The following is a 23,481-nucleotide window of genomic DNA, read 5'->3' on the forward strand; positions in this document are numbered from 1 at the left end:
CCCGGCGCTACCAGAATGCGCGGTGGTAGCGCCGGACCATGCCCGGCGAGCGTGATGCGATCGGGTCAGAGCCCCGCCCGAAGGGCGGGGCTCCGACCCCCTCTCACCTCACCCCACCGCCCGCGGCTTGGCCACGCGTGCGGCAAACGTCGGCAGCACCAGCAGGGTCAGCACGGTGGCGGTGATCAGGCCACCGATCACCACCGTCGCCAGCGGCTTCTGCACCTCCGCACCGGAACCGCTGGCAATCGCCATCGGAATGAAGCCGACGATCGCTACCAGCGCCGTGGTCAGCACCGCGCGGATGCGGCTGGAGGCACCGTTGATCGCCGCCTGCAGCGGCAGGTCGCCGGCGTCGAGGCGCTCGCGGATCGCCTGCATCAGCACCAGGCCATTCAAGGTCGCCACGCCGGACACGGCGATGAAGCCGACCGCTGCCGATACCGAGAACGGCATGCCCCGCAGCAGCAGCGCGAGGATGCCGCCGACCAGCGCCAACGGCACGCAGCTGAACACCAGAATGGCTTCCTTGCCGCTGCGCAGCGCCATGAACAGCAGACTGCCGATCAGCAGGAACACCACCGGTACCACCGTCGCCAGCCGCTTCTCCGCGCGCTGCAGGTTCTCGAACTGACCGCCCCAGGTCAGGTAGGCACCCGGCGGCAGTGCCACGTCGGCCACCGCGGCCTGTGCCTCGCCGACGAAGCCGCCCAGGTCGCGGCCACGCACATTGGCCTGCACCACCACACGGCGGCTGCCATTGTTGCGGCTGATCTGGTTCGGCCCTTCGCTCACCGTGATGCGCGCCACCGACGACAGCGGAATCACCAGCCCTGACGGCGTGGCGATCGGCAGTGACGCGAGCTGGTCCGGATCGTTGCGCGAGGCATCGTCCAGGCGCACCACCACGTTGAAGCGGCGATCACCTTCGAAGATCTTGCCGGCCGCAGTGCCGCCAATGCCGGTGGACAGCGCATCACTCACGTCCGCGGCGGTCAGCCCGTACTGCGCCGCCGCCACGTGATCGATCGCTACGTTGAGCGTAGGCAGGCCGGAGATCTGTTCCACCCGCACGTCGGCCGCGCCGTTCACCGCGCGCAGCTTCAACGCCACCTGGTCGGCCACCTTCTGCAGCTGGCTGAAGTCATCGCCGAAGATCATTACGGCCAGGTCGGTACGCACGCCGGAAATCAGCTCGTTGAAGCGCAGCTCGATTGGCTGGCTGAACTCGAAGCTGTTGCCCAGCTGCTGCCCGGCCAGTTTCTCGAAGCGCGCCACCAGGGCTTCCTTGTCCAGCTTCGGATCGGGCCAGTCCTTGCGCGGCTTCAGCACGATCACGCTGTCGGAGATATTGGTCGGCATCGGATCGATCGCCGCCTCGGCGGTACCGGTACGCGAGAACACGGTCTCCACTTCCGGCTGCTTGGCAATCACCTTTTCCAACGCCAGTTGCATGGCCAGTGACTGCTCCAGCGACGTCGATGGCACGCGCAGGGCCTGCATCGCCACGTTGCCTTCGTCCAGCGTCGGCATGAACTCGCGGCCCAGCAGCGAGAACGAGCCGATGCCCACCACCACCATCATCACCGCACTGGCCACTACCGTGCGCGGATGCGCCACGGCCTTGCGGATCACCGGCTCGATGCGCGCACGCAGCACGCGTATCAGCCTGGTCTCGTGCTCGCCGTCGTCCGCATGCGCATCGCCTTCCTTCACCTTGGGCTCGCGCACCAGCAGCGCCGTCATCGCCGGCACGAATGTGAAAGAGAAGAGGAAGGCACCGACCAGGGCCAGCATGAAGGTCGCCGCCATCGGGTGGAACGTCTTGCCCTCCACGCCTTCCAGGGTGAGGATCGGCGCGAACACCAGCAGGATGATCAGCTGGCCGAACGCCGCCGGGCGCGCCATCTTCAGCGCAGAATCGGCGGCCACGCGCAGCCGTTCCATCGCGGTCAGCGCACGGCCCAGTTCGGCGCGGCGCTGGCCCAGCATCAGCAGGGTCGACTCGACCACGATCACCGCACCGTCCACCAGGATGCCGAAGTCCAGCGCACCCAGGCTCATCAGGTTGCCGCTGATGCCGAAGCGGTTCATGCCGATCACTGCGAACAGGAACGACAGCGGAATCACCAGCGCGGTGATCGTCGCCGCACGCAGGTTGCCCAGCAGCAGGAACAGCACCACCACCACCAGCAGTGCGCCCTCGGTGAGGTTCCTGGCCACGGTCTTGATGGTGGAATTGACCAGCACGCTGCGGTCCAGCACCGGTGCCGCCACGATGTCGGCCGGCAGCGATTTGTTCACCTGTTCCAGGCGCGCCGCAGCGGCCTGCGCCACGGTGCGGCTGTTGCCACCGGCGATCATCAGCGCGGTACCCAGCACGGCTTCATGGCCATTGCGGCTGGCCGCACCCAGGCGCGGCGCGCGGCTCAGGTCGACGTCGGCCACATCGGCCACGCGCACCACCACGCCATTGCGGGTCGCGACCGGCGCCTGTGCCAGGTCGTCGGTGGTCAGCGCCAGGCCATCGGCACGCACCACCAGTCCTTCGCCGGCGCGCTGCACGAAACCGGCACCGGCCTGCACGTTGGAACGCTGCAGGGCAGTGACCAGGTCGGCCAGGCCGAGGCCGTGCGCGGCCAGCTTGGCACTGTCCGGATGCACGCCGTATTCCTTGACGTAGCCACCGACCGTATCGACGCCGGCCAGCCCCGGGCTGGAACGCATCTGCGGCGCGATGATCCAGTCCTGCACGGTACGCAGGTAGGTCGCACGTTCTTCGGGTGTACGCAGCAGGTTGCCTTCCGGCGTGCGGTAGACCTCGCCGGCCTGCCAGCCCGCTTCATCGGGCTTGGCCAGTTTGGCCGGATCGAACGCGGTGAAGTCCACCGTCCACATCAGCACCTCGCCGAGGCCGGTGGTGACCGGCGACAGCATCGGCGACGCACCATCGGGCAGGTCCTCCGATGCCTCGCGCATGCGTTCGGCCACCTGCTGGCGGGCGAAGTAGATGTCGGTCGCATCGGTGAAGATCGCGGTGACCTGCGAGAAGCCATTGCGCGACAGCGAACGGGTGGTGGTCAGGCCGGGAATGCCGGCCAGCGCGGTTTCCAGCGGATAGGTCACCTGCCGTTCGATCTGCTCCGGGGTCAGCGCCGGGGCCACCGTGTTGATCTGCACCTGGCGGTTGGTGATGTCCGGCACCGCGTCGATCGGCAGCTTGCCGAGCTGGAACAGGCCCACGGCCGCGATCAGCGCGGCCATGAACACCACCAGCCAGCGGTGGCGCACCGCTGTTTCAATGATCAGCTTGAACATGGTCGCCTCCTCAGTGGCCGTGCTCGGCTTCGCCCTTGGCCAGTTCGGCCTTGAGCAGGAAGGCGTTGGCACCGACGATGCGCTCGTTGCCGGTCAGCCCACCGAGGATCTCGATACGGTCGCCGGCGCGACGCCCGGCCAGTACCGGCTGCGCCTTGAAGCCGCCTTCGACGGCGACGAACACCGCGCTGCTGCCATCAACGTTCTGCACCGCATCGGCGGGCACGCTGAGCGAGCCGTCCTGGCCTTCGGTGACCACCACGGCCGATACCGGCGAACCGGCTGGCGGCAGCGAAGCATCCACCGGCGTGGCGCGGATCACCGCGACGCCGCCCTGCTGGCGGACATCGGCGGCCGAGCCGGTGACGGTGGCGGTGAAGCTGCCCCCCGGCACACTCACTTCCAGCTTCATGCCCGGCGTGACCTGTGCAGCCAGCGCCGGCGGTGCGGTGAACACCAGCTCGTTCATCGACGGGTCGGCGACATCGGCGACTGCACTGCCGGCGGCGACCACACCGCCCGGAGTGACCTGCACGTTACCGACGATGCCGGCCACCGGGCTGGTGATGCGCACGCGGCCACTGGCATCGGGCGCGCCGTTGGCGGCGGCCTGGGCCTGCGCGGCAGCGGCCTGGGCCTGTGCCGCCAGCGAACGTGCGCGCGAGGCTTCCATCTCCTGGCGCGCGACCACGCCCTGGTCGACCAGCGCCTTGTCGCGGCCATAGGCCAGGCGCGCGGCCTCGGCTTCGGCCGAGGCGGCCAGCGCATTGGCACGGAACACCGCCGCTTCGCCACTGACCACGATGGCCAGGGCCTGGTTCTGCTTCACTGCGGTGCCCGGTGCGACCAGCACGCGTTCGACACGGCCGGTCACGGTCGACGCCACCGAGGCACGTGCGCCCACCGACGGCTCGACGCGGCCGGACAGGCGCGTCGAGCCACCGCCACCGCGGCCGATGGCGACCACCTCGATACCGGACGCCTTGATCTGCTCCGGGGTCAGCGGCACCACGCCTTCATCGGCGTCAGCCGGCGCCTTGGCGGCTTCCGCCTTGGCTTCCTTGCTGTCGGTCGCGTGGCCATGGCCATCGTCGGTGCCCGCCTTGGCCGCGGCGGGGTCTTCATTTGCAGGTGTCTGCGCGTTGCCAGCGCAGCCGGCCAGCAGCACGGTCAGCAGCACGCCGCCGATCAGCGGGAAGGTACGGGAGAGAGTCATGGTGCCTCCACAAAAGGTGCGCGCCCTTCAAGGCGGGCAAGATCGATTTCCGCGCCGACGCGCGACAGGCGCGCATCCACGGCGGCGCCGCGGGCGGCGATAAGGGCGCTGCGCGTGCTGCGCAGTTCCAGCTGCGAGATGCGTCCGGCGTCGAAGCCGATGCGTGCAAGGCGGTAGGCCTCTTCGGCGGCGACCACGCTTTCATCGGCGGCACGGGTGCGGCTGCCGGCCGCCTTCAGCCCGGCCACGGCGGACAGGCGTGCGGCCTCGCTGTCGCGGCGCTGCTGGTCCAGGCGTGCCTCGGCCGCGCGCTGGTCGGCATTGGCGGCGCGGATGCCACCGCGGTTACGGTCGAACAGCGGGATGCTGAGGCTGAGCCCGAGGTTGTAGGCACGCTCGCCGCCTTCGCGGAAGCGGGTCTGTGCGGCGGTGACGCTGAGGTCGGGCAGGGCGCGCTTGCGCTCCACGTCGACCAGCTTGCTCGCCGCATCGGCTTCGGCTTCGGCAATGCGCACTGCCAGTGCGGTATCGGTGGCACCGCGCGGCAGCGGTGGTGCGCGGTCGAGCAGGCTGTTGTCGATCGACTGCACCGGCGCATCCAGCAGCGCGGTGCCGGCCAGGCGGGCCAGCGCGGCATCGCGGAACGCCTGTGCTTCATCCAGCGACGCCATGGCATTGGCTACTTCGCTCTGCGCTTGCACCGCGCGCAGCTGTGGTTCGCGGCCCTGCTTGACCATGGCGTTGACGGCGTTGGCGTCATCGCGGGTCAGTGACAGTGCTTCCTCGGCCAGGGTGTAGCGGCGCAGTGCACTTTCCGCCTGTGCGTAGACCGCCGCCAGTTGGCTGGCGACATCGCTGCGGCTCTGCGAACCACGCAGGGCAGCGGCTTGTGCCTCGGCCCGGGCGGCACGAACGCGCGCGCCACGCTGGCCCCAGACCTCCAATGGCTGGGACAGGGTAAGCACGGTATCGGCCTTGCCCATGCCGCCATAGGAGCCGGTGCCCCAGGCGTTCTCGGCCGACCAGGACAGGGAAGGGTTGGGCAGTGCGCGGGCCTGGTCGGCGCGCGCATCGGCGGCCTCGGCCAGTGCCGTGCCCACACGAGTGCCGGGCAGCTGGTCCAGGCGTTCAAGCAGGGTGTCGTAGGAGGGGGCAGCTTGCGCCATCACCGATGCCGCCGGGGCCAGGCCCAGCAACACGGCGACGACCAGCCCGGCCGCACGCGGCGACCGAGGTGTCAGGATCGACATAGGGGGATTCCGGTTGTGAGTGAAACGGGAGCCCGCAATCGCGGGACGCGCTCAACTCACGCCCGGGGTGGACGCGTCAATTCATCCTGGGCGACCGTATAGGCCGCCGCATCGCCCGCACTCATCCAGCGCGCCGGCAGTGGCGCCCCGAAGGCGGCGATCGTGTGCGCCGGCAGGCTCAGGTTGGAGTGGTGGCAGTGGTTGTGGCTGCAGGCACCGGCGTGCTTGCTGTCACTGTCACCCTCGGCATCGTTGGCGTTGCTTTCCACGTGCACCGCAGTGGTGTCGTGCGGTTCGACCGCGCAGGCCAGCACGTCGGCCACCGGCACGACCACGAACGCCGCCATCAGCAGCATCATCAGGTACGTACGCAGTTGGCGGGTGATCCGGCGCATGGAAGGGAGGCTAGCAAGCGATTTTCGCCGGATACAATATCAATGGCCGCTTCGGGAATACGTCCGAATCTCCCGTTCAGGTGGGCGGCCTGGGGCCTTCTGCCCTGGCGGGTGCCGACCTTGGCCGGCACGCCTTTTGGCCCGTGGGGTCGGACACCGGGCTGCGCGTCTGTAGAGCCGAGCCCATGCTCGGCTGCTGTCGCACGATCAGCCGAGCGTGGGCTCGGCTCTACAACGAAGGTCACGGCAGCTTCGCGATCACCTTGATCTCGAACTGGAACCCATACAGCCAGGTCACACCGATACCGGTCAGGGTCGGGTGCGGGGCCTCGCCCCAGTACTCGGGCACGATCGCCCAGGCCTTCTCGAAGTTCTTCTCCGGATCGACCAGGAACACGGTCACGTCGATCACGTCATCGAAGGTGCAGCCGGCGGCAGCCAACACCGCATTGAGATTCTCGAAGGCGCGGCGCACCTGCGTCTCGAAGTCCGGCTCGGGCGAACCGTCCTCGCGGCTGCCGACCTGGCCGGAAACGAACAGGAAGCCGTCGGACCGGATCGCCGGCGAGTAGCGGTTGCGCTCGTACAGGGCCTGGCGCCCGGCGGGGAAAACGACATCACGCTGTGACATGGGGAAGATCCCGTGGGAGAGAACGCCATCCTCCTCGCGAGCGCTGTCTGGATAAACCGCGATGATCGGCCTAGATTGATTGCCAATCCCAAATAATCACGGCCGGCCATGGACCGTTTCGAGGCGATGCGGGCCTTTGCCCGCGTGGTGGAAACCGGCAGCTTCACCCGCGCCGCGCACACCCTGCAGATCAGCCGCACCACGGTTACCCAGCTGGTGCAGCAGCTGGAGGCGCACCTGCGGCTGCGCCTGCTCAACCGCACCACCCGGCGGGTCAGCGTCACCGCCGACGGCGCGGCCTATTACCCGCGCATCGCCCGCCTGCTGGCCGAACTGGACGAGGTCGAAGGCGGGCTGGGCGACGCGGCCGCCCAGCCGCGTGGCCGCCTGCGCGTGGATGTGCCAGGGCCCTACGCGCGGCTGCGGCTGGTACCGGTGCTGCCGGATTTCCAGGCGCGCTACCCGGAGATCCAGCTCGACGTCGGCGTGAGTGATCGCGAGGTCGATGTCATCGCCGACAACGTCGATTGCGTGATCCGTGGCGGCACCCCGGCCGACCCGGCGCTGGTGGCGCGGCCGCTGACTGCACTGCCGATCGGCTTCCACGCCAGTCCAGGCTATGTGCAGCGCTTCGGCCTGCCGACCGACCCGCGCGCGCTGGAAGGGCCTGATCATCACATGGTCGGCTTCCTCAGCCCGCGTAGTGGCCGGGCGAGAGTGTTCAGCGCGCAGCGCGGCGAGGAGCGCGTAGAAGTGCAGAGCCGCTATACGGTTGGCTTCGATGACGGCAATGCCTATCTGGCCGCTGCGTTGGCGGGGCTTGGCGTGGTCGCGCTGCCCAGCTACATGGCCGCGCCGCACGTGGCGCGTGGCGAACTGCTGCCGCTGCTGCAGGACTGGCAGCTGCCACCGATGCCGATGCACGTGATGTTCCCGCCGAACCGGCACATGAGCCAGCGGCTGCGGGTGTTCATCGATTGGGTGGTGCAAGCGTTGGGGTGATGCACACGCACCTGTAGAGCCGAGCCCACGCTCGGCTGCTTCTCGCTCCAGCGCTCAAGGCCCGCGCTTCGCGCGTGAGCCGAGCACGGGTTCGGGTACAGGGAGGGCTTCCTGCTGCAGGCATGCGAAAATCATCGCGGCACGCAACAGGAACCATCGCCACGCATGAGTCGCATCGTCGCACTGGATACCGAAACCACCGGCATCTCCCACCGCCTGGGGCATCGGGTGATCGAAATCGGTGCCGTCGAGCTGATCGATGGCCAGCTCACCGGTCGCCAGTTCCACACCTACCTGCAGCCGCAGCGCAGGGTCGATTGGGGCGCACAGCGCGTGCATGGCATCAGCGATGCGATGCTGGTGGGCAAGCCGCTGTTTTCCAGCAAGGCCGCCGAACTGCTGGACTTCCTGCGCGGCAGCGAGATGGTCGCGCACAACGCCACCTTCGATGTGGGTTTCCTCGACAACGAGCTGCGCCTGGCCGGCATACCCGGCACGCTGGCCCAGCACTGTCGCATCACCTGCAGCCTGAAGCTGGCGCGCGGGCGCTGGCCGGGCCAAGGCAACAAGCTGGATGATGTGCTGCAGCGCCTGCGCATTCCCAGCCAGCGCGGCCTGCACGGCGCGCTCAAGGATGCCCATCTGCTGGCGCAGGTGATTCCGCACCTGCGCTGAGGCCTGGCCGCTGTTACACCGGCCGCAACCAGCGCTCGATCATTGCCACGCCACGTGCCACCCCGTCCTCATGGTTCATCGCCGCGCCCAGGGCTGCCGCGCGTGCGCGTGTTGCGTCGGTTTCAGCGAAGGTGATGGCTGCCGCCAGCGTTGCTGCATCCAGTCGCTTCGGTGACAACGGTGCCGGTGCCACGCCCAACCGATGCAGGCGATCGGCCCAGAAGAACTGATCCGCGGCGAACGGCATCACCAGCGAGGGAATGCCGGCGCGGCAGGCCGAATGCGTGGTGCCGCTGCCACCATGGTGGATGGCGAGTGCGCAATGCGGGAACAGTGCTTCGTGTGGCGTCGGGCCGAGCACGAACACATCTGCTGGCAGCGCACCCGTCGGCAATCCGGCCCACCCTGGAAACAGCAGCACCCGGCGCGGTGCCAGCGCCTGCAGCAGGGCCGGCAGCACGCGCTCGTGATCGAATCCGGTCATGCTGCCAAAGCCCAGGTACACCGGCGGCGGCCCGGCATCGAGGAAGGCCTGCAGATCGACCGGGGGCGTCCAGGGCGCATCAGGTAGCCGCCACTGGCCACAGACGATGTGGTTGGCCGGCCAGTCCGCCGGTGGCGGCAGCAGCTGCGGCGAGATGCCATAGAGCATCGGCAGGCCGGACCACAACGCGCGGCGCGGCGATTGCCCCAGTTGCTGGCGTGCCGCGTTGATCGGCCGGCGGAACTGGCGCCAGATCAGGCCGTTGACCAGCCCATAGCTGGCGCGGTTCAACCAGCCCGGCGAGCGTCCCGGTGGCAGGAACGGAGAGCGGAAGGCCCGCGTCGGGGTCAGCGGGATCATGCCGGTGCCGATGACCGGCATTCCGCGGCGTTCGCCCACGCTCATGCCGACAAAGGCCGCCAGGCCACCGGTCAGAATCGCATCGCAGCCTTCTGCGGCCGCATCGGCCTGGCGCATCCAGCCGCTGACATGCTGCAGCGCCATCCGTGCCAGACCGGAACTGGCGGCGGCAACACCGTTGCCACGCGACACCAGGGCGACCACTTCGTCATGGATGTCGCCCTCAAGGGCCACGTGGGGCACATCCAGGGCCTGCGCGCTGCCCAGGGTGCCGCCATCGGCCAGCAGTGTCACCGCGTGGCCTGCGCCGATCAGCCCATGGCAGAGCATGGCCAGCGGGCGCGTATCGCCTTCGGTTCCGTAGGTCAGGGCCAGCAGCCGCATGGAAAGCTCCGCAGTGATCCGGGCCAGTATGCCGGTTGGCGGGCTCCCGGCCCTGCCGGTTCAGCCGCAGCCTGTGGGTAACTTGCGCAAGTGCTTGAACCCGTGCATAATGCGCGGCTCGCTGTGTCCGGTTTTCTACCGGGCGGCGCCCCCGGGAGCACGTCCCCGGCCGCCCAACGCCAGCGTAACCCTTTGATTCTCTTGACGTGTGGTGGGCAACCATCGAGGCCGCCGTCTCCCGGGCTACGGGCTGACAACTACTACTATCGAGGTGCGCAATGTCCCGCGTATGCCAGGTTTCCGGCAAGCGAGTGCAGACGGGTAACAACGTCTCGCACGCCAACAACAAGACCCGTCGTCGTTTCCTGCCGAATCTGCACGAGCGCCGTTTCTGGGTGGCCAGCGAGAACCGCTGGGTCAAGCTTCGTGTTTCCGCGCATGCACTGCGCACCATCGACAAGAACGGCATTGATTCCGTTCTGGCTGAGCTGCGTGCGCGCGGCGAAAAGGTCTGAGGAGTAAAGCATCATGGCAGGCAAGCGCGATAAGGTCCGTATGATTTCCTCGGCCGGTACCGGCCACTTCTACACGACCGACAAGAACAAGAAGAACACCCCGGGGAAGATGGAATTCCTGAAGTACGATCCGGTCGTGCGCAAGCACGTCCTGTACAAGGAAGGCAAGATCAAGTAATCCGCACGGATTGCTGATCCCCGCGAAGAAACCCGCCCTTGTGGCGGGTTTTTTCATGCCTGGCATCCAGGTGGTGGGTGCCGACCGTTGGTCGGCACGCTCTCCCCGCACCCGGTAGCTGTCGACCCTGGTCGACACGCTGGCTCTCTGCCGTCGGTTCGAAAGGCAGTCGAGCATGGCTCGACTCTACAAATCCTGCTGGGCAGAATGGCCCATCACCTCCCGACGGGCGACGCGATGCTGTTCGAGTGGTTGCTGGGTTCGTATCTGCTGCTGATCGACTGGCTGATCCGGCTGGTCGCGCTGTGCTGGATTCCCACCCGCACCACGCCGGGGGCGGCGCGCAGCTGGCTGCTGCTGGTGGGCTTCGTGCCGCTGCTGGGCCTGCCGCTGTACCTGCTGTTCGGCCACCCATGGCTGTCGCGCGAGCGCATCCGCCGCCAGGCCGAGGCCTCGCAGGTCATCCGCGAGGAACAGGCGCTGCAGCATCGCCTGCGCTGGACACCGCAGCCGGACACCGCCAGCGCCGAGATCGTGCCGCTGGTGCAGCGCCAGGGCGACTTCATGCCGGTGCACGGCAACGCCGTCGATCTGCTGACCGACTACGACGAATCGCTGCACACGCTGATTGCCGATATCGACCAGGCCGAAGACCGGGTGCACCTGCTGTACTACCTGATGTTCGACGACGCGGTGGGCGAGGCTATTGTCGAGGCACTGCAGCGTGCGGCTGCACGGGGCGTGCAGTGCCGCGTGCTGCTCGACGCGGTGGGTGCCAAGCGTGGCCTGCGCGCCTATCGCAAACGCCTGGAAGCTCGCGATATCGAAGTGCGTGCGATGCTGCCCGGTGGCCTGCGCTGGCGCCGCAGCGGCCGCATGGACCTGCGCAACCACCGCAAGATCGCGGTGATCGACAACGAAGTGGCCTATGTCGGTTCGCAGAATCTGGCCGGCCCGCAGTTCGTGCCTGGCCACCCGAACCGCGAGCTGGTGGCGCGCGTGCGCGGCCCGGCGGTGGCGCATCTGGAAGCGGTGTTCGCCAGCGACTGGTACATGGAAACCGGCCAGCGCCTGGATGTGATCACCGATGTTCCCGAATGCGGCGACGACATCGCCACCCAGCTGCTGCCCAGCGGCCCGGCCTACCCGTACAGCAACGCGCGCGATGCGGTTGCGGCGCTGATTCATCTGGCGCGGCGCCGGCTGGTGATGGTGACCCCATATTTCGTGCCCGACGAGGCCACGTTGAGCGCGCTGCGTATCGCCGCATTGTCCGGCGTGCAGGTGCAGCTGATCCTGTCGGCCAGCAATAACCAGCGGCTGACCTCGTGGGCGCAGGAGGCCTACTACGACGAGCTGCTGCGTTGTGGCGTGCGCATCGCGCTGTACGAACCGCAGTTCCTGCACGCCAAGCACATGAGCGTGGACGAGGACATCGCCGTACTCGGCTCGATCAACATGGACATCCGCTCGTTCGCGCTGAATGCCGAGATCGGCCTGGTCTGCTACGACCGCGCGCTGGTGCAGCAGCTGTGCGCGATCGAGGATGGCTACCTGCGCGAGTCGCGGCAGCTGGACCTGCAGCAGTGGCGCAGTCGCCCCACGTGGCGGCGCAGCCGCGAAGGCATCGCACGGCTGGCCGATGCGTTGATGTGAGGTGGCGGCAACCGCCCGCTTCGGCAACCCGGCCCGTCATCGCCGATGGCCTACAATCGGCGCATGACTGATTCACCGCGTAATGGCGAACTGGACCTGGCAATCATCGGTGGTGGTGCGGCCGGGGTGCTGGTGGCGATCCAGGTGTTGCGCCAGGCCCAGGCGCCGCTGGCGCTGGCCATCTTCGAACCGGCTTCGCAGCTGGCGCAGGGCATCGCCTATGCCACGCCGTGGCCGGAGCACCTGCTGAACGTGCCGGCGGCGAAGATGAGTGCGTTTGCCGACCAGCCTGGCGATTTCCTCGACTACCTGATGGCCGCCAACGCCTACCCGGGCGAGGCGCGCGAGGTGCTGGGCGAGCGTTACGTGTGTCGCCATTACTTTGCTGCCTACCTGCAGCAGCGCCTGCAGGAGGCCGCCGCGGCGAGCCCGGCGCAGCTGCAGGTGATCGCGCAGCCGGTACTGGGCCTGCAGCCGGATGACCACGGCTACCAGCTGACACTCGGCGATGGCAGCACGCTGCATGCCGCGCAGGCGGTGCTCGCCACCGGCAACAGCATGCGGCCGCTGCCGGTGGCCGGTGCCGACGCACTGCCCGCCGATGACGTGATCGAGGCCTGGGACTACGACGGTGTGCGTACCCTGGCCGGCGACCAGGCCGTGGCCATTGTCGGCTCCGGCCTGAGCATGGCCGACACCGTGCTGGCGCTGGTCGCCGCCGGTCATACCGGCCCGCTGCATGTGATCTCGCGCCATGGCCTGCTGCCGTTGCCGCACGCGCACGGCGGCCTGCCCAGCTTCGATCCGGCGGTGCTGCTGCCGATGAACCTGCGCCAGCGCCTGCGTGCGCTGCGTGGCTTCGCCCGTCAAGCGCAGGCCGATGGCCTGCCGTGGCAGGGCGTGATGGACCGCATCCGTCCGCACGGGCAGGCGCTGTGGTGCAGCCTCGACGAGGCCGACCAGCGTCGTTTCCTGCGCCATGTGGTGCGCTACTGGGACGTGCATCGCCACCGCATCGCCGAAGAGGTCGACGCACAGCTGCAGGCGCTGACCGAAAGCGGCCAACTGCGCATTCACCGGTCCCGCCTGCAATCCGTCGGCCGCGAAGGCGATGCCCTGCGGCTGTCGGGTCGCGATGCCAACGGCAATGAACAGCACTGGACGATCGGCGGTGTGGTCAACGCCACCGGCGTGGAAACCCGCGCCAACGCATTGCGCAATCCGTTGCTGCAGCAGCTGCAGGCCGAGGGCCTGGCACGCCCCGGCCCGCATGGGCTGGGCCTGGACAGCACGGTGCCGGGCGACCGCCTGCGCGCCGCCGGTGGCCAGCCGCAGGCGCGGCTGGGCGTGCTCGGCAGCCTGCGCATCGGCAGCCTGTGGGAAAGCCTGGCGGTGCCTGAACTGCGTCAGCAGGCGCAGGCGCTGGCCACCGAAGTGGTCGCAGGAGCCGCGACGGCGATGCCGTAAAATGGGGGCATGGATGTCTCCCACCTGCTTGATGGCCTGAACCCGGCCCAGCGCGAAGCCGTCTCCGCTCCCCCCGGCCACCACCTGGTGCTGGCCGGTGCCGGTTCCGGCAAGACCCGCGTACTCACCCACCGCATCGCCTGGCTGCATGAAGTCGATGGCGTGCCGACCCACGGCATTTTCGCGGTGACCTTCACCAACAAGGCGGCCGGCGAAATGCGCCACCGCATCGACGCCCAGCTGCCCCATGGCAGCCGTGGCATGTGGATCGGTACCTTCCACGGCCTGGCCAACCGCCTGCTGCGCCTGCACTGGCAGGACGCCAAGCTGCCCGAAGGCTTCCAGGTGATGGATTCGGACGACCAGCTGCGGCTGGTCAAGCGCGTGGTGCAGGCGCTGGAGCTGGACGACGGCAAGTACCCGCCCAAGCAGATCGCGTGGTGGATCAACGCGCAGAAGGACGAGGGCCGCCGCCCGCAGCACATCCAGCCCGAACCGCACGACGCGTGGCTGGAAACCATGCGCCAGGCCTACATCGAATACCAGGCACGCTGCGACCGCGCCGGCCTGGTCGACTTCGCCGAGCTGCTGCTGCGCGCGCATGAACTGCTGCGCGACAACCCGGCCCTGCTGGCGCATTACCGCGCGCGCTTCCGCGAAATCCTGGTGGACGAGTTCCAGGACACCAACGCCATCCAGTACGCCTTCGTGCGCGTGCTGGCCGGCGATTCCGGCCACGTGTTCGTGGTCGGCGACGATGACCAGGCCATCTACGGCTGGCGCGGTGCCAAGGTCGAGAACGTGCAGGGCTTCCTGCGCGATTTCCCGGGCGCGCAGACCATCCGCCTGGAGCAGAACTACCGCTCCACCGCCAACATCCTCGGCGCTGCCAACGCAGTGATCGCGCACAACCCGGACCGCATCGGCAAGCAGCTGTGGACCGACAGCGGCGACGGCGAGCCGATCGACCTGTACGCCGCGTACAACGAGATGGACGAGGCGCGCTACATCGTCGAGCGCGCCCGCCAGTGGGTGCGCGACGGTGGCAGCTACACCGAAGTGGCCGTGCTCTACCGCAGCAACGCGCAGTCGCGCGCGCTGGAAGAAGCGCTGCTGAGCGAGCAGGTGCCGTACCGCGTGTATGGCGGCATGCGCTTCTTCGAGCGTGCCGAAATCAAGGATGCACTGGCCTACCTGCGCCTGCTGTCCAACCGCAACGATGACGCCGCCTTCGAGCGCGCGGTCAACACGCCCACCCGGGGCATCGGCGACCGCACGCTGGACGAAGTGCGCCGCGAGGCGCGTGCGCAGGGCATTTCGTTGTGGGAAGCGACGATGCTGGTCACCCAGGGCAGCGCGCTGGCCGCACGTGCGCGCAATGCACTGGCCGGCTTCCTGGGGCTGGTCAACGAGCTGCAGGCGCAGACCGTGCACATGACCCTGGCCGAGCGCGTGGACCACGTGCTGGCCCGCTCGCAGCTGCGCGAGCACTGGAGCAAGGAAAGCCGCAATTCGCTGGACTCGGAATCGCGCACCGACAACCTCGACGAACTGGTCTCGGTCGCCTCGCGCTTCGTGCGCCGCGCCGACGACGTCGAGGAAGTGGGCGAGGACATGGACGAGCTGGTCGCGTTCCTGGCCTATGCCGCGCTGGAGGCCGGTGAAGGCCAGGCGCAGGCCGGCGAGGACGGTGTGCAGTTGATGACCCTGCACTCGGCCAAGGGCCTGGAATTCCCGCTGGTGTTCCTGGCAGGCATGGAAGACGGCCTGTTCCCCAGCGCACGTTCGCTGGAAGAAAGCGGGCGGCTGGAGGAAGAGCGTCGCCTGGCCTACGTCGGCATCACCCGCGCGCGCCAGAAGCTGGTGCTGAGCTACGCCGAATCGCGCCGCATCCACGGCCAGGACAACTACAGCCTGCCGTCACGCTTCCTGCGCGAGATTCCGCGCGAGCTGCTGCACGAAGTGCGCCCGAAGGTGCAGGTCTCGCGGCCGGCATCGATGGGCGCCAGCCGGGTGATGGGCCACGCCTCGATCGAGGCACCGCCGGTCAAGCTCGGCGCGCTGGTTACCCATCCCAAGTTTGGCGAAGGCATGGTGACCGACTACGAAGGCAGCGGCGCACACGCCCGCGTGCAGGTCGAATTCGCCGACGCCGGCAGCAAGTGGCTGGTGATGGCCTACGCCAACCTGACGGTGATCTGATCACCGTCGGGAGGCGGGATACCTGTAGAGCCGAGCCTATGCTCGGCTGCTTGTACCGGGAAAACCCAGCCGAGCATGGGCTCGGCTCTACAAACGCGGTCGGTCGTCAGCCGGTGGTGAACGTCTCTACGGCTGCCACCAACCGCGCTCGGTCCATCGCTTCTTCGTCCTGACGGTTGCGGATCAATACGTAGCGGCCATCCTCCGGCGACAACACCTCGATCACCTCATCGCGATAGTTGGTGATCTCGATGAAGCCGCTGCTCACTCCGTTGAGGTTGTCGATCTCGGCCATTAACGTCTCCAGGCTCACGATGGCGCCGTCCTTGTCCGTTCCGCCGCCAGTGCGGGGATTGTCGAAGTACACGCTTATCTTCGGCTGCCTGGTCCTATGCCAGTTGTTGACGTCAACGATGTGATGTGTGGACCATCTGAAATCCTCTGCTGATTCGTTGCCGTTGAACTCACACCGGAAGATTGGCAGGCATAGGAACAGCCCCGTGCGCTTCTCGATCCGATTCAGAAGCCCGTGATAGGTGCTGGGAACCGCCATCGCATGAGTGAACCCATAGGCGTTGGAAGGAATCTCGAAGATCGTTGGCCCATCATGTGAAAGATGGTGCGGTGCGTTCAGCACGACGCTGGTGGCGAATTCCGGATCATCGACATTCTTGGACGCGATCGCGAGGTCATGTCCCTTGGCGTTCCTCACGCAGCAATAGAGTACGTACGTCGCGACTACGTACTTGCAGAAGTAGCAGCCGTGGATTTCGGCCACCTCTCCGAACGTCGTTAACAGGTCATCCTTGGTGATCATGGGCATCTGGACGGTGGCAGAAGCACATGGTGGCCCCTTGAACGGTCATCCGACGATGCAACTTGTCTGAAAGCACCCTGTTGGTGTCAGAGCCCTTTTCCGTTGGAAAAGGGATCCGACCCCGATTAGGCTGCGGCCATGACCCGCAACGTGCTCTTCCTCTGCAGCCAGAACCGCCTGCGCAGCCCCACCGCCGAGCGGGTATTTGCCGATTGGCCGGGCATCGAGACCGCCTCGGCCGGGCTGCTGGCCGACGCCGAGGAGGTGCTCAGCCCCGAGCTGCTGCAGTGGGCCGACCTGGTGTTCGTGATGGAGAAGGCCCACCGCAACCGGCTGTCCAGCCGCTACAAGCCGTGGCTGAAGGAGAAGCGCGTGATCTGCCTGGATATCCCGGATGACTACGAGTACATGGACCCGGTGCTGGTGGAGCTGCTCAAGCGCAAGGTGACCCCGTTCCTGCGCTGACGGGCTGTTGTAGAGCCGAGCCCATGCTCGGCTGCTTCTGGCGCGAAAAGCAGCCGAGCATGGGCTCGGCTCTACAATAGGCGGCACTTCTTTCAGGACCGCTCCCATGACCGAACCCGCGCTGCACGTCACCGTGACGTTGAATGCCCGGCTGCAGCCCGAACATCGCCACGAACTGTTCGAGGACCCACTCGATGCGCTGCTGCAGGCGGCCAATGTCGGCGAGATCACCGGCGGCGGCACGGCGATGTCCGACCTGGGTGAGGTCGAATACGGCGATATCGAAGTGGCGCTGGTCGATGCCGATGGCGTGCCCAAGCTGATCGACCTGCTGGAGCAGCTGGGTGCACCGAAGGGCTCGAAGATCCAGGGCGCGGGTGAAGCCGATCGCAGCTTCGGCGTGACCGAGGGCCTGGGCATCTACCTGGATGGCCTGAACCTGCCGGACGAGGTCTACGAACAGTGCGATTCCAACCACGTGTTCGAGCAGCTGTCGGAGAACATCGACGGCCTGGGCGAGATCTGCAGCTGGTGGCAGGGCCCGAGCGAGACCGCGCTGTACATGTACGGCCAATCGTTCGAGGCGATGCGCGATGCGATTGACGGGTTCGTGGCCAGCTACCCGCTGTGCCAGAACGCGCGGATCGTGCAGATCGCCTGAAGGCGGGCCTGATGTAGAGCCGAAGGTAGCGGCAGGAGCCGCTGCCAACGTCGCTTGCGACGGCCCGAAGGGTGCCGGTCAGGACGACCGGCATAGCCAGGCTCGGCTGCTTTTCCCGCCAGAAGCAGCCGAGCATGGGCTCGGCTCTACAGAAGGGGGGCGGGCAAGCGGGTGGCGCGCACGGGCCCCTGCACAGCGCCGGATTGATCCTGCTCAAGGCGCAGCCTGCACATCCGGTGTGTAATGGTGTCGTTCCCATCTGGCAGATCGCCACGGAGCCCTACCATGTACAAGCGCATCCTGATTGCCACCGACGGGTCCGAGCTGGCCGACAAGGGCTTGGCCAAGGGCCTGGAGCTGGCCAAGGACCTCAATGCCGAGGTCGATATCGTGACTGTGTCCGAGCCGTGGGCCGTCGGCATGTACGACGCCATGGGCTGGAGCGTGGGCTACATGAACAGCCCGGAGTACAAGGCCGACCGCGAGGAAGGCGCGCAGAAGGTGCTGCAGCCGGCGCTGGCCAAGGCCGCCGAGCAGGGCATCACCGCCAACCCGGTGCACGTGCTGGACCGCTACGCGGCCGACGGCATCATCGAGACGGCGGCCGAGCGCAACAGCGACCTGATCGTGATGACCTCGCATGGCCGCCGGGGCGTGACCCGCGTGCTGCTGGGCAGCCAGACCGCCGAGGTGCTGGCGCGCAGCACGCTGCCGGTGCTGGTCATTCGCTGATTCAAGTGTTCCCGGGGAGGGGACCTGACGCCGGCCGCAGGATGCGCGCCGGCGTTGTTTTTTGTGGGGGCCGGGGTGGATCCACGCATGGCGTGGATCTACTGAGTTGCAGGTCTACTGAGTTGCAGGGATCCGACCCCGGTCACATCACCAGCTGTACAGCTTCCAGTACACCGGCGACACGCCATCCTTGTCGTTGTCGAATCGGCCATCGCCGTTCTTGTCGTACATGTAGAACGGGGCACCGCGCGACGGCGTCACCTTGACCATGCGCAGCTGGCCGGACACACGGTATTCCTCGATGACATCGCCGTTGTCCATAGTGCGCTTGGAGACATCGGCGCCCTTGACGTCCACCGGGGGAGCACCTGCGCCACCCATGCTGGCGCAGCCAGCGAGCAGGAGCAGGGAAGCCAGCATCAGGGTCTTCATCGGCAGGGGCCTTTGCCTGGAGAGAGCCCTGATTATGCCCCATCGCCAGGTGCGTGCCGTGTCGTCGCGGTGCAGGCACGGGCGCGTAGAATCGGCGCATGAGCAGATTAGTCCTGATCGACGGGTCCAGTTACCTGTACCGCGCGTTCCACGCGCTGCCGCCCCTGTCCAATGCACAGGGTGAGCCCACCGGCGCGCTGTTCGGCGTGGTCAACATGCTGCGTTCGACGCTGAAGGAGCGCCCGGCCTACGTCGCGTTCGTGGTCGATGCGCCCGGCAAGACCTTCCGTGATGACCTGTACGACCAGTACAAGGCCAACCGCCCGCCGATGCCCGATGAGCTGCGCAGCCAGGTCGAGCCGATGTGCCGCATCGTCGAAGCGCTGGGCATCAGCATCCTGCGCATCCCCGGCGTGGAAGCCGACGATGTGATCGGCACGCTTGCGCTGCAGGGCCTGGCGCAGGACCTGAAGGTGACCATCTCCACCGGCGACAAGGACTTCGCCCAGCTGGTGCGCCCGGGTATCGAGCTGGTCAATACCATGACCGGCAGCCGCATGGATTCCGACGCGGCGGTGATGGACAAGTTCGGCGTGCGCGCCGATCAGATCGTCGACCTGCTGGCGCTGATGGGCGACGCGGTCGACAACGTGCCGGGCGTGGAGAAGTGCGGGCCGAAGACCGCTGCCAAGTGGCTGGCCGAGTACCAGCACCTGGACGGGGTGATGGCGGCCGCGCCGACCATGAAGGGCAAGATCGGCGAGAACCTGCGCGCCGCGCTGGAGCGCCTGCCGCTGAACCGCGAGCTGGTGACCATCCGCACCGACCTGGCGCTCGAGGCCAGCCCGACCAGCCTGGCGCTGCGCGAGCAGGACGTGCCGGAGCTGACCGAACTGTATACGCGCTACGGCTTCACCCAGGCCCTGAAGGAACTGGGTGCGCCTGTGCCGGCGCCGGCAGCGGCCAGCGAGGCCACCCCGAGCCTGCGCGGTACCGCGGCCGGCTTCGCGCGGGGCAGCGCCGAGGCGCCCGCCGCCGGCACGCTGGATCCGGCACTGTCCGCGCCGGGTGAATACGAGACCGTTCTGACCGCCGAGCAGCTGCAGGCCTGGGTCGAGCGCCTGCAGCAGGCCGACCTGATCAGCTTCGACACTGAAACCGATGCGCTGGACGCTATGCGCGCGCGCCTGGTCGGCATCAGCCTGGCGGTCGAGCCGGGCAGGGCGGCCTACATTCCGGTGGGCCATGATTACCCGGGGGCTCCGGTCCAGCTGCCAGCGCAGCAGGTGCTGGACGCACTGCGCCCGGCGCTGCAGGACCCGGCGAAGAAGAAGCTGGGCCAGCATGGCAAGTACGACCTGCATGTGCTGCGCCGCCACGGCGTGGACGTGCAGGGCTACCACGACGACACCATGCTCGAGAGCTTCGTGCTCAACTCCACCGCCACCCGTCACGACATGGATTCGCTGGCCCTGCGTTACCTGGGCTACAGCACCGTCAAGTTCGAGGACGTGGCCGGCAAGGGCGCCAAGCAGATTCCGTTCTCGCAGGTGGGCATCGACGAAGCCAGCCGCTATGCGGCCGAAGACGCCGACATCACCCTGCGTCTGCATCGCGCGCTGCAGCCGCAGCTGCTGGCCGAGCCGGCGCTGGACAGCGTGTACCGCGACATCGAGATGCCGCTGGTGCCGGTGCTGGCCAGCATCGAAGCCAACGGCGTGCGGATCGACACCGACGAGCTGCGCCGGCAGAGCCAGGACCTGTCCTCGCGCATGCTGGCCGCGCAGCAGAAGGCCACCGAGCTGGCCGGCCGCAGCTTCAACCTGGATTCGCCCAAGCAGTTGCAGGCGGTGCTGTTCGACGAGTTGAAGCTGCCGGCGGTGGTGAAGACCCCGAAGGGCCAGCCCAGCACCAATGAAGAGGCGCTGGAGGCGATTGCCGACCAGCATGAACTGCCGCGGGTGATCCTCGACTACCGCGGATTGGCCAAGCTGCGCAGCACCTACACCGACAAGCTGCCGGAGATGGTCAATCCGGACACCGGCCGGGTGCACACCAGCTACCACCAGTCCGGCGCCGCTACCGGCCGCCTGTCCTCGTCGGACCCGAACCTGCAGAACATCCCGATCCGCACCGAGGACGGTCGTCGCATCCGCCGCGCGTTCATCGCCCCGGAAGGCTGCCAGCTGCTGGCCGCCGACTATTCGCAGATCGAGCTGCGGATCATGGCGCACCTGTCCGAGGACCCGGGCCTGGTGCGCGCCTTCGAGCAGGGTGCCGACGTGCACCGTGCCACCGCCGCCGAGGTGTTCGGGCGCACGCTGGAGGAGGTGACCCCGAACGAGCGCCGCGCCGCCAAGGCGATCAACTTCGGCCTGATGTACGGCATGAGCGCCTTCGGCCTGGCCCGCAACCTGGGCATCGACCGCGGCCAGGCGCAGGACTATGTGGCGCTGTACTTCAGCCGCTACCCGGGCGTGCGCGACTTCATGGAGCGGATGCGCCAGCAGGCCCGCGACCAGGGCTATGTGGAAACCCTGTTCGGCCGCCGCCTGTACCTGAACGACATCCACGCCCGCAACCAGGGCCTGCGTGCCGGGGCCGAGCGCGCCGCGATCAACGCGCCGATGCAGGGCACAGCCGCCGACATCATCAAGCGCGCGATGGTGGATGTGGACCAGTGGCTGCGCGACAGCGGGGCACCGGCACGGATGATCCTGCAGGTGCACGATGAACTGGTGTTCGAAACCGAAAGCAGTTTCGTCGAAGACTTGCGCTTGCAGGTGGTGGAACGCATGTCGCAAGCGGCCAAACTGCGGGTGCCGCTGGTGGTCGATACGGGCGTCGGCAGCAACTGGGATGAAGCGCACTGACCGCATTCCGGGCCGAAAACGACGTGAATTTGTTCATGAGTCGGGGGTTTCTGACTCGACCATGAATGTTGCCCCGATTGAATTTCATTAAATGGGGCCCCTTCACGAACCGTTAGTGTTCGGAGTGCTTCTATAACTCCCGACAGGCGCAATGCCTGTTGTGGATCTCTCCCATCCCCTGGAGCAGATCTCGGAACGGGGACTCCTCCCCAAGTGCCCGTTCCCCGGCCCCGTTGACCTCCCCCTGGTCAGCGGGGCTTTTTATTTGTGCCGATGGCATACCCCGGGCGCTGATGGGGCAGAGGGATCTGACCCCAGGTGCTAGGCTGGGCCACCGTTCCGCAGGGGAAGACCATGCCCGACCTGTTCGCCCTGGCCATGCCGTGGTGGGAATTCATCCTGCGCGCGGTGGTGGTCTACGTCGTGGTGCTGGGCATGGTCCGGCTGGGCGGCAAGCGGGCTCTGGGGCAGATCACGCCGTTCGACGTGCTGCTGATCGTGCTGCTGGGCAACGCGGTGCAGAACGCGCTGCTGGGCACGGATACCTCGCTGGGCGGCGGCCTGCTGCTGGCGGCGACCCTGATCCTGCTGAACTACGGGGTGGGCTGGCTCACCACCCGGAATCGGCGCATGGAGCGGTTGATCGAAGGAGAACCCACCGTAATCGCGCGCGATGGTCGCCTGTTCGAGGCGGTACTTCGGCGCGAGCTGATCAGCCGCGCCGACTTCGATGCCGCGCTGCGCCAGCAGGGCGGGCTGCAGATTGAAGATGTGCAGATTGCCCTGCTGGAGACGACAGGGCACATCACCATCATCGCGCGGAAGGGCAGCTGACCAGCGCCGAGCCCACGCCCCGCGCGACGACACCCCTCAGAGCCAGTCGCGCGGCACCAGGTAATCGGCCAGGCGCGATTCGGGGCTGCCGGGTTCGGGCGAGAAGCCGTATTCCCAGCGCACCCGCGGCGGCAGGCTCATCAGGATGCTTTCGCTGCGGCCACCGCTCTGCAGCCCGAACAGGGTGCCGCGGTCGTAGACCAGGTTGAATTCCACGTAGCGGCCGCGGCGGTACAGCTGGAACTCGCGTTCGCGCTCGCCATAGATGGCGTCCTTGCGCTGCTGCACGATCGGCAGGTAGGCGTCGAGGAAGCCATCGCCGACCGCGCGCAGATAATCGAAATCGCGCTCGAAGTCGCCGTGCAGGTCGTCGAAGAACAGACCGCCGACGCCGCGCGTTTCGTTGCGGTGGCGCAGGAAGAAGTACTCATCACACCAGCGCTTGTGCGCGGCGTAGCGTTCGTCGCCGAACGGTGCACACAGATCGCGTGCGACCCGGTGCCAGTGCTGCACGTCCTCGTCGAACGGGTAGAACGGGGTCAGGTCGAAGCCGCCGCCGAACCAGCTGGCCACCACTTCACCGTCGCGCTGCGCCTGGAAAAAGCGCACGTTGGCATGGGTGGTCGGCACGTACGGGTTGAGCGGGTGGAACACCAGCGACACGCCGGTGGCGCGCCAGGAGGCGCCCGCCAGTTCCGGGCGGTTGGCCGAGGCCGACGGCGGCAGGCGGCTGCCAGCAACGTCGGAGAAGCCGATGCCGGCCTGCTCGAACACCGCACCGTCGCGCAGCACGCGGGTACGCCCGCCACCGCCCTCTGCACGCTGCCACAGGTCTTCCTGGAAGCGGGCCCGGCCATCGACGGCCTCGATCGCCGCACAGATGCGGTCCTGCAGGTCGGTGAGGTAGGTGCGCACGCGCTCGAATTCATTCATG

21 protein-coding genes are annotated in these 23,481 nt (G+C 67.5%); 12 read left to right on the plus strand and 9 right to left on the minus strand.

Features of this window, described 5'->3' with window-relative positions; all coding sequences use genetic code 11:
• Nucleotides 1-108: 108 nt before the first annotated feature.
• The 5 genes from AC5P6A_RS08575 to AC5P6A_RS08595 form a co-directional block, all read right to left on the minus strand.
• Complete coding sequence (locus AC5P6A_RS08575; protein ID WP_171952455.1) at nucleotides 109-3,318, minus strand: CusA/CzcA family heavy metal efflux RND transporter; 3,210 nt, start codon at nucleotides 3,316-3,318, stop codon at nucleotides 109-111.
• 10 nt (nucleotides 3,319-3,328) lie between these two features.
• Nucleotides 3,329-4,534, minus strand: coding sequence for an efflux RND transporter periplasmic adaptor subunit (locus tag AC5P6A_RS08580; protein WP_312250774.1), 1,206 nt, complete (start codon nucleotides 4,532-4,534; stop codon nucleotides 3,329-3,331).
• Nucleotides 4,531-5,784 carry a TolC family protein gene (locus AC5P6A_RS08585; protein WP_346714991.1) on the minus strand — a complete coding sequence of 418 codons (1,254 nt, stop codon included), beginning with the start codon at nucleotides 5,782-5,784 and terminating at the stop codon, nucleotides 4,531-4,533. Before AC5P6A_RS08585 ends, AC5P6A_RS08580 begins: the two co-directional genes overlap by 4 nt.
• Before the next feature lie 56 nt (nucleotides 5,785-5,840).
• The gene (locus AC5P6A_RS08590; protein ID WP_346714992.1) at nucleotides 5,841-6,179 is read right to left on the minus strand and encodes a hypothetical protein; all 339 of its coding nucleotides are present in this window, start codon (nucleotides 6,177-6,179) and stop codon (nucleotides 5,841-5,843) included.
• Nucleotides 6,180-6,420: 241 nt separating this feature from the next.
• Entirely contained in the window at nucleotides 6,421-6,810 is a 390-nt protein-coding gene (locus AC5P6A_RS08595; protein WP_053443741.1) for a RidA family protein, read from the minus strand.
• A 108-nt stretch (nucleotides 6,811-6,918) separates the two neighbouring features.
• Here AC5P6A_RS08595 and AC5P6A_RS08600 point away from each other — a divergent pair, with 108 nt between their 5' ends.
• Nucleotides 6,919-7,812: a LysR family transcriptional regulator gene (locus AC5P6A_RS08600; protein ID WP_346714993.1), complete on the plus strand. Its 894-nt coding sequence runs from the start codon at nucleotides 6,919-6,921 to the stop codon at nucleotides 7,810-7,812.
• 165 nt (nucleotides 7,813-7,977) lie between these two features.
• Complete coding sequence (gene dnaQ, locus AC5P6A_RS08605; protein ID WP_180876330.1) at nucleotides 7,978-8,487, plus strand: DNA polymerase III subunit epsilon; 510 nt, start codon at nucleotides 7,978-7,980, stop codon at nucleotides 8,485-8,487.
• Between the two features lie 13 nt (nucleotides 8,488-8,500).
• Here the strand turns inward: dnaQ and AC5P6A_RS08610 are convergent, their stop codons facing one another.
• Nucleotides 8,501-9,715, minus strand: a complete 1,215-nt coding sequence (locus AC5P6A_RS08610; protein WP_180876332.1) for a nucleotide disphospho-sugar-binding domain-containing protein — start codon at nucleotides 9,713-9,715, stop codon at nucleotides 8,501-8,503.
• Between the two features lie 278 nt (nucleotides 9,716-9,993).
• On the opposite strand from AC5P6A_RS08610, the gene rpmB reads away from it, so the two are divergent.
• From rpmB to uvrD, 5 genes are all read left to right on the plus strand, one after another.
• Nucleotides 9,994-10,230: a 50S ribosomal protein L28 gene (gene rpmB / locus AC5P6A_RS08615; RefSeq protein ID WP_005411638.1), complete on the plus strand. Its 237-nt coding sequence runs from the start codon at nucleotides 9,994-9,996 to the stop codon at nucleotides 10,228-10,230.
• A gap of 10 nt (nucleotides 10,231-10,240) precedes the next feature.
• The gene (rpmG, locus tag AC5P6A_RS08620; RefSeq protein ID WP_169411268.1) at nucleotides 10,241-10,408 is read left to right on the plus strand and encodes a 50S ribosomal protein L33; all 168 of its coding nucleotides are present in this window, start codon (nucleotides 10,241-10,243) and stop codon (nucleotides 10,406-10,408) included.
• A 237-nt stretch (nucleotides 10,409-10,645) separates the two neighbouring features.
• Nucleotides 10,646-12,064, plus strand: a complete 1,419-nt coding sequence (gene cls, locus AC5P6A_RS08625) for a cardiolipin synthase (RefSeq protein ID WP_164144858.1) — start codon at nucleotides 10,646-10,648, stop codon at nucleotides 12,062-12,064.
• Between the two features lie 45 nt (nucleotides 12,065-12,109).
• Nucleotides 12,110-13,531, plus strand: a complete 1,422-nt coding sequence (locus AC5P6A_RS08630; RefSeq protein WP_164144854.1) for an FAD/NAD(P)-binding protein — start codon at nucleotides 12,110-12,112, stop codon at nucleotides 13,529-13,531.
• A 9-nt stretch (nucleotides 13,532-13,540) separates the two neighbouring features.
• Nucleotides 13,541-15,733: a DNA helicase II gene (uvrD, locus tag AC5P6A_RS08635; protein ID WP_251102439.1), complete on the plus strand. Its 2,193-nt coding sequence runs from the start codon at nucleotides 13,541-13,543 to the stop codon at nucleotides 15,731-15,733.
• 106 nt (nucleotides 15,734-15,839) lie between these two features.
• Here the strand turns inward: uvrD and AC5P6A_RS08640 are convergent, their stop codons facing one another.
• Nucleotides 15,840-16,550 carry a hypothetical protein gene (locus AC5P6A_RS08640; protein WP_258009994.1) on the minus strand — a complete coding sequence of 237 codons (711 nt, stop codon included), beginning with the start codon at nucleotides 16,548-16,550 and terminating at the stop codon, nucleotides 15,840-15,842.
• A gap of 138 nt (nucleotides 16,551-16,688) precedes the next feature.
• On the opposite strand from AC5P6A_RS08640, the gene AC5P6A_RS08645 reads away from it, so the two are divergent.
• From AC5P6A_RS08645 to AC5P6A_RS08655, 3 genes are all read left to right on the plus strand, one after another.
• Nucleotides 16,689-17,015 (plus strand): low molecular weight protein tyrosine phosphatase family protein, encoded by a 327-nt coding sequence (locus AC5P6A_RS08645; RefSeq protein ID WP_155030349.1) that lies wholly within the window; start codon nucleotides 16,689-16,691, stop codon nucleotides 17,013-17,015.
• Nucleotides 17,016-17,121: 106 nt separating this feature from the next.
• Entirely contained in the window at nucleotides 17,122-17,676 is a 555-nt protein-coding gene (locus AC5P6A_RS08650; RefSeq protein WP_155030348.1) for a hypothetical protein, read from the plus strand.
• Between the two features lie 285 nt (nucleotides 17,677-17,961).
• Nucleotides 17,962-18,408 carry a universal stress protein gene (locus AC5P6A_RS08655; protein WP_005420335.1) on the plus strand — a complete coding sequence of 149 codons (447 nt, stop codon included), beginning with the start codon at nucleotides 17,962-17,964 and terminating at the stop codon, nucleotides 18,406-18,408.
• Between the two features lie 147 nt (nucleotides 18,409-18,555).
• Here AC5P6A_RS08655 and AC5P6A_RS08660 read toward each other — a convergent pair whose 3' ends face one another.
• Nucleotides 18,556-18,840: a DUF2782 domain-containing protein gene (locus tag AC5P6A_RS08660; RefSeq protein WP_005411628.1), complete on the minus strand. Its 285-nt coding sequence runs from the start codon at nucleotides 18,838-18,840 to the stop codon at nucleotides 18,556-18,558.
• Nucleotides 18,841-18,938: 98 nt separating this feature from the next.
• On the opposite strand from AC5P6A_RS08660, the gene polA reads away from it, so the two are divergent.
• Together polA and AC5P6A_RS08670 are read left to right on the plus strand one after the other, a co-directional pair.
• Complete coding sequence (gene polA, locus AC5P6A_RS08665; protein WP_134735302.1) at nucleotides 18,939-21,713, plus strand: DNA polymerase I; 2,775 nt, start codon at nucleotides 18,939-18,941, stop codon at nucleotides 21,711-21,713.
• A 354-nt stretch (nucleotides 21,714-22,067) separates the two neighbouring features.
• Nucleotides 22,068-22,547 carry a DUF421 domain-containing protein gene (locus tag AC5P6A_RS08670; RefSeq protein ID WP_021203514.1) on the plus strand — a complete coding sequence of 160 codons (480 nt, stop codon included), beginning with the start codon at nucleotides 22,068-22,070 and terminating at the stop codon, nucleotides 22,545-22,547.
• Between the two features lie 36 nt (nucleotides 22,548-22,583).
• On the opposite strand, the gene hemF is transcribed toward AC5P6A_RS08670, so the two are convergent.
• The gene (gene hemF / locus AC5P6A_RS08675; RefSeq protein ID WP_021203513.1) at nucleotides 22,584-23,480 is read right to left on the minus strand and encodes an oxygen-dependent coproporphyrinogen oxidase; all 897 of its coding nucleotides are present in this window, start codon (nucleotides 23,478-23,480) and stop codon (nucleotides 22,584-22,586) included.
• Nucleotide 23,481: the final 1 nt, after the last annotated feature.

It is taken from the genome of Stenotrophomonas sp. YJH_SMC_20 (assembly GCF_059367845.1).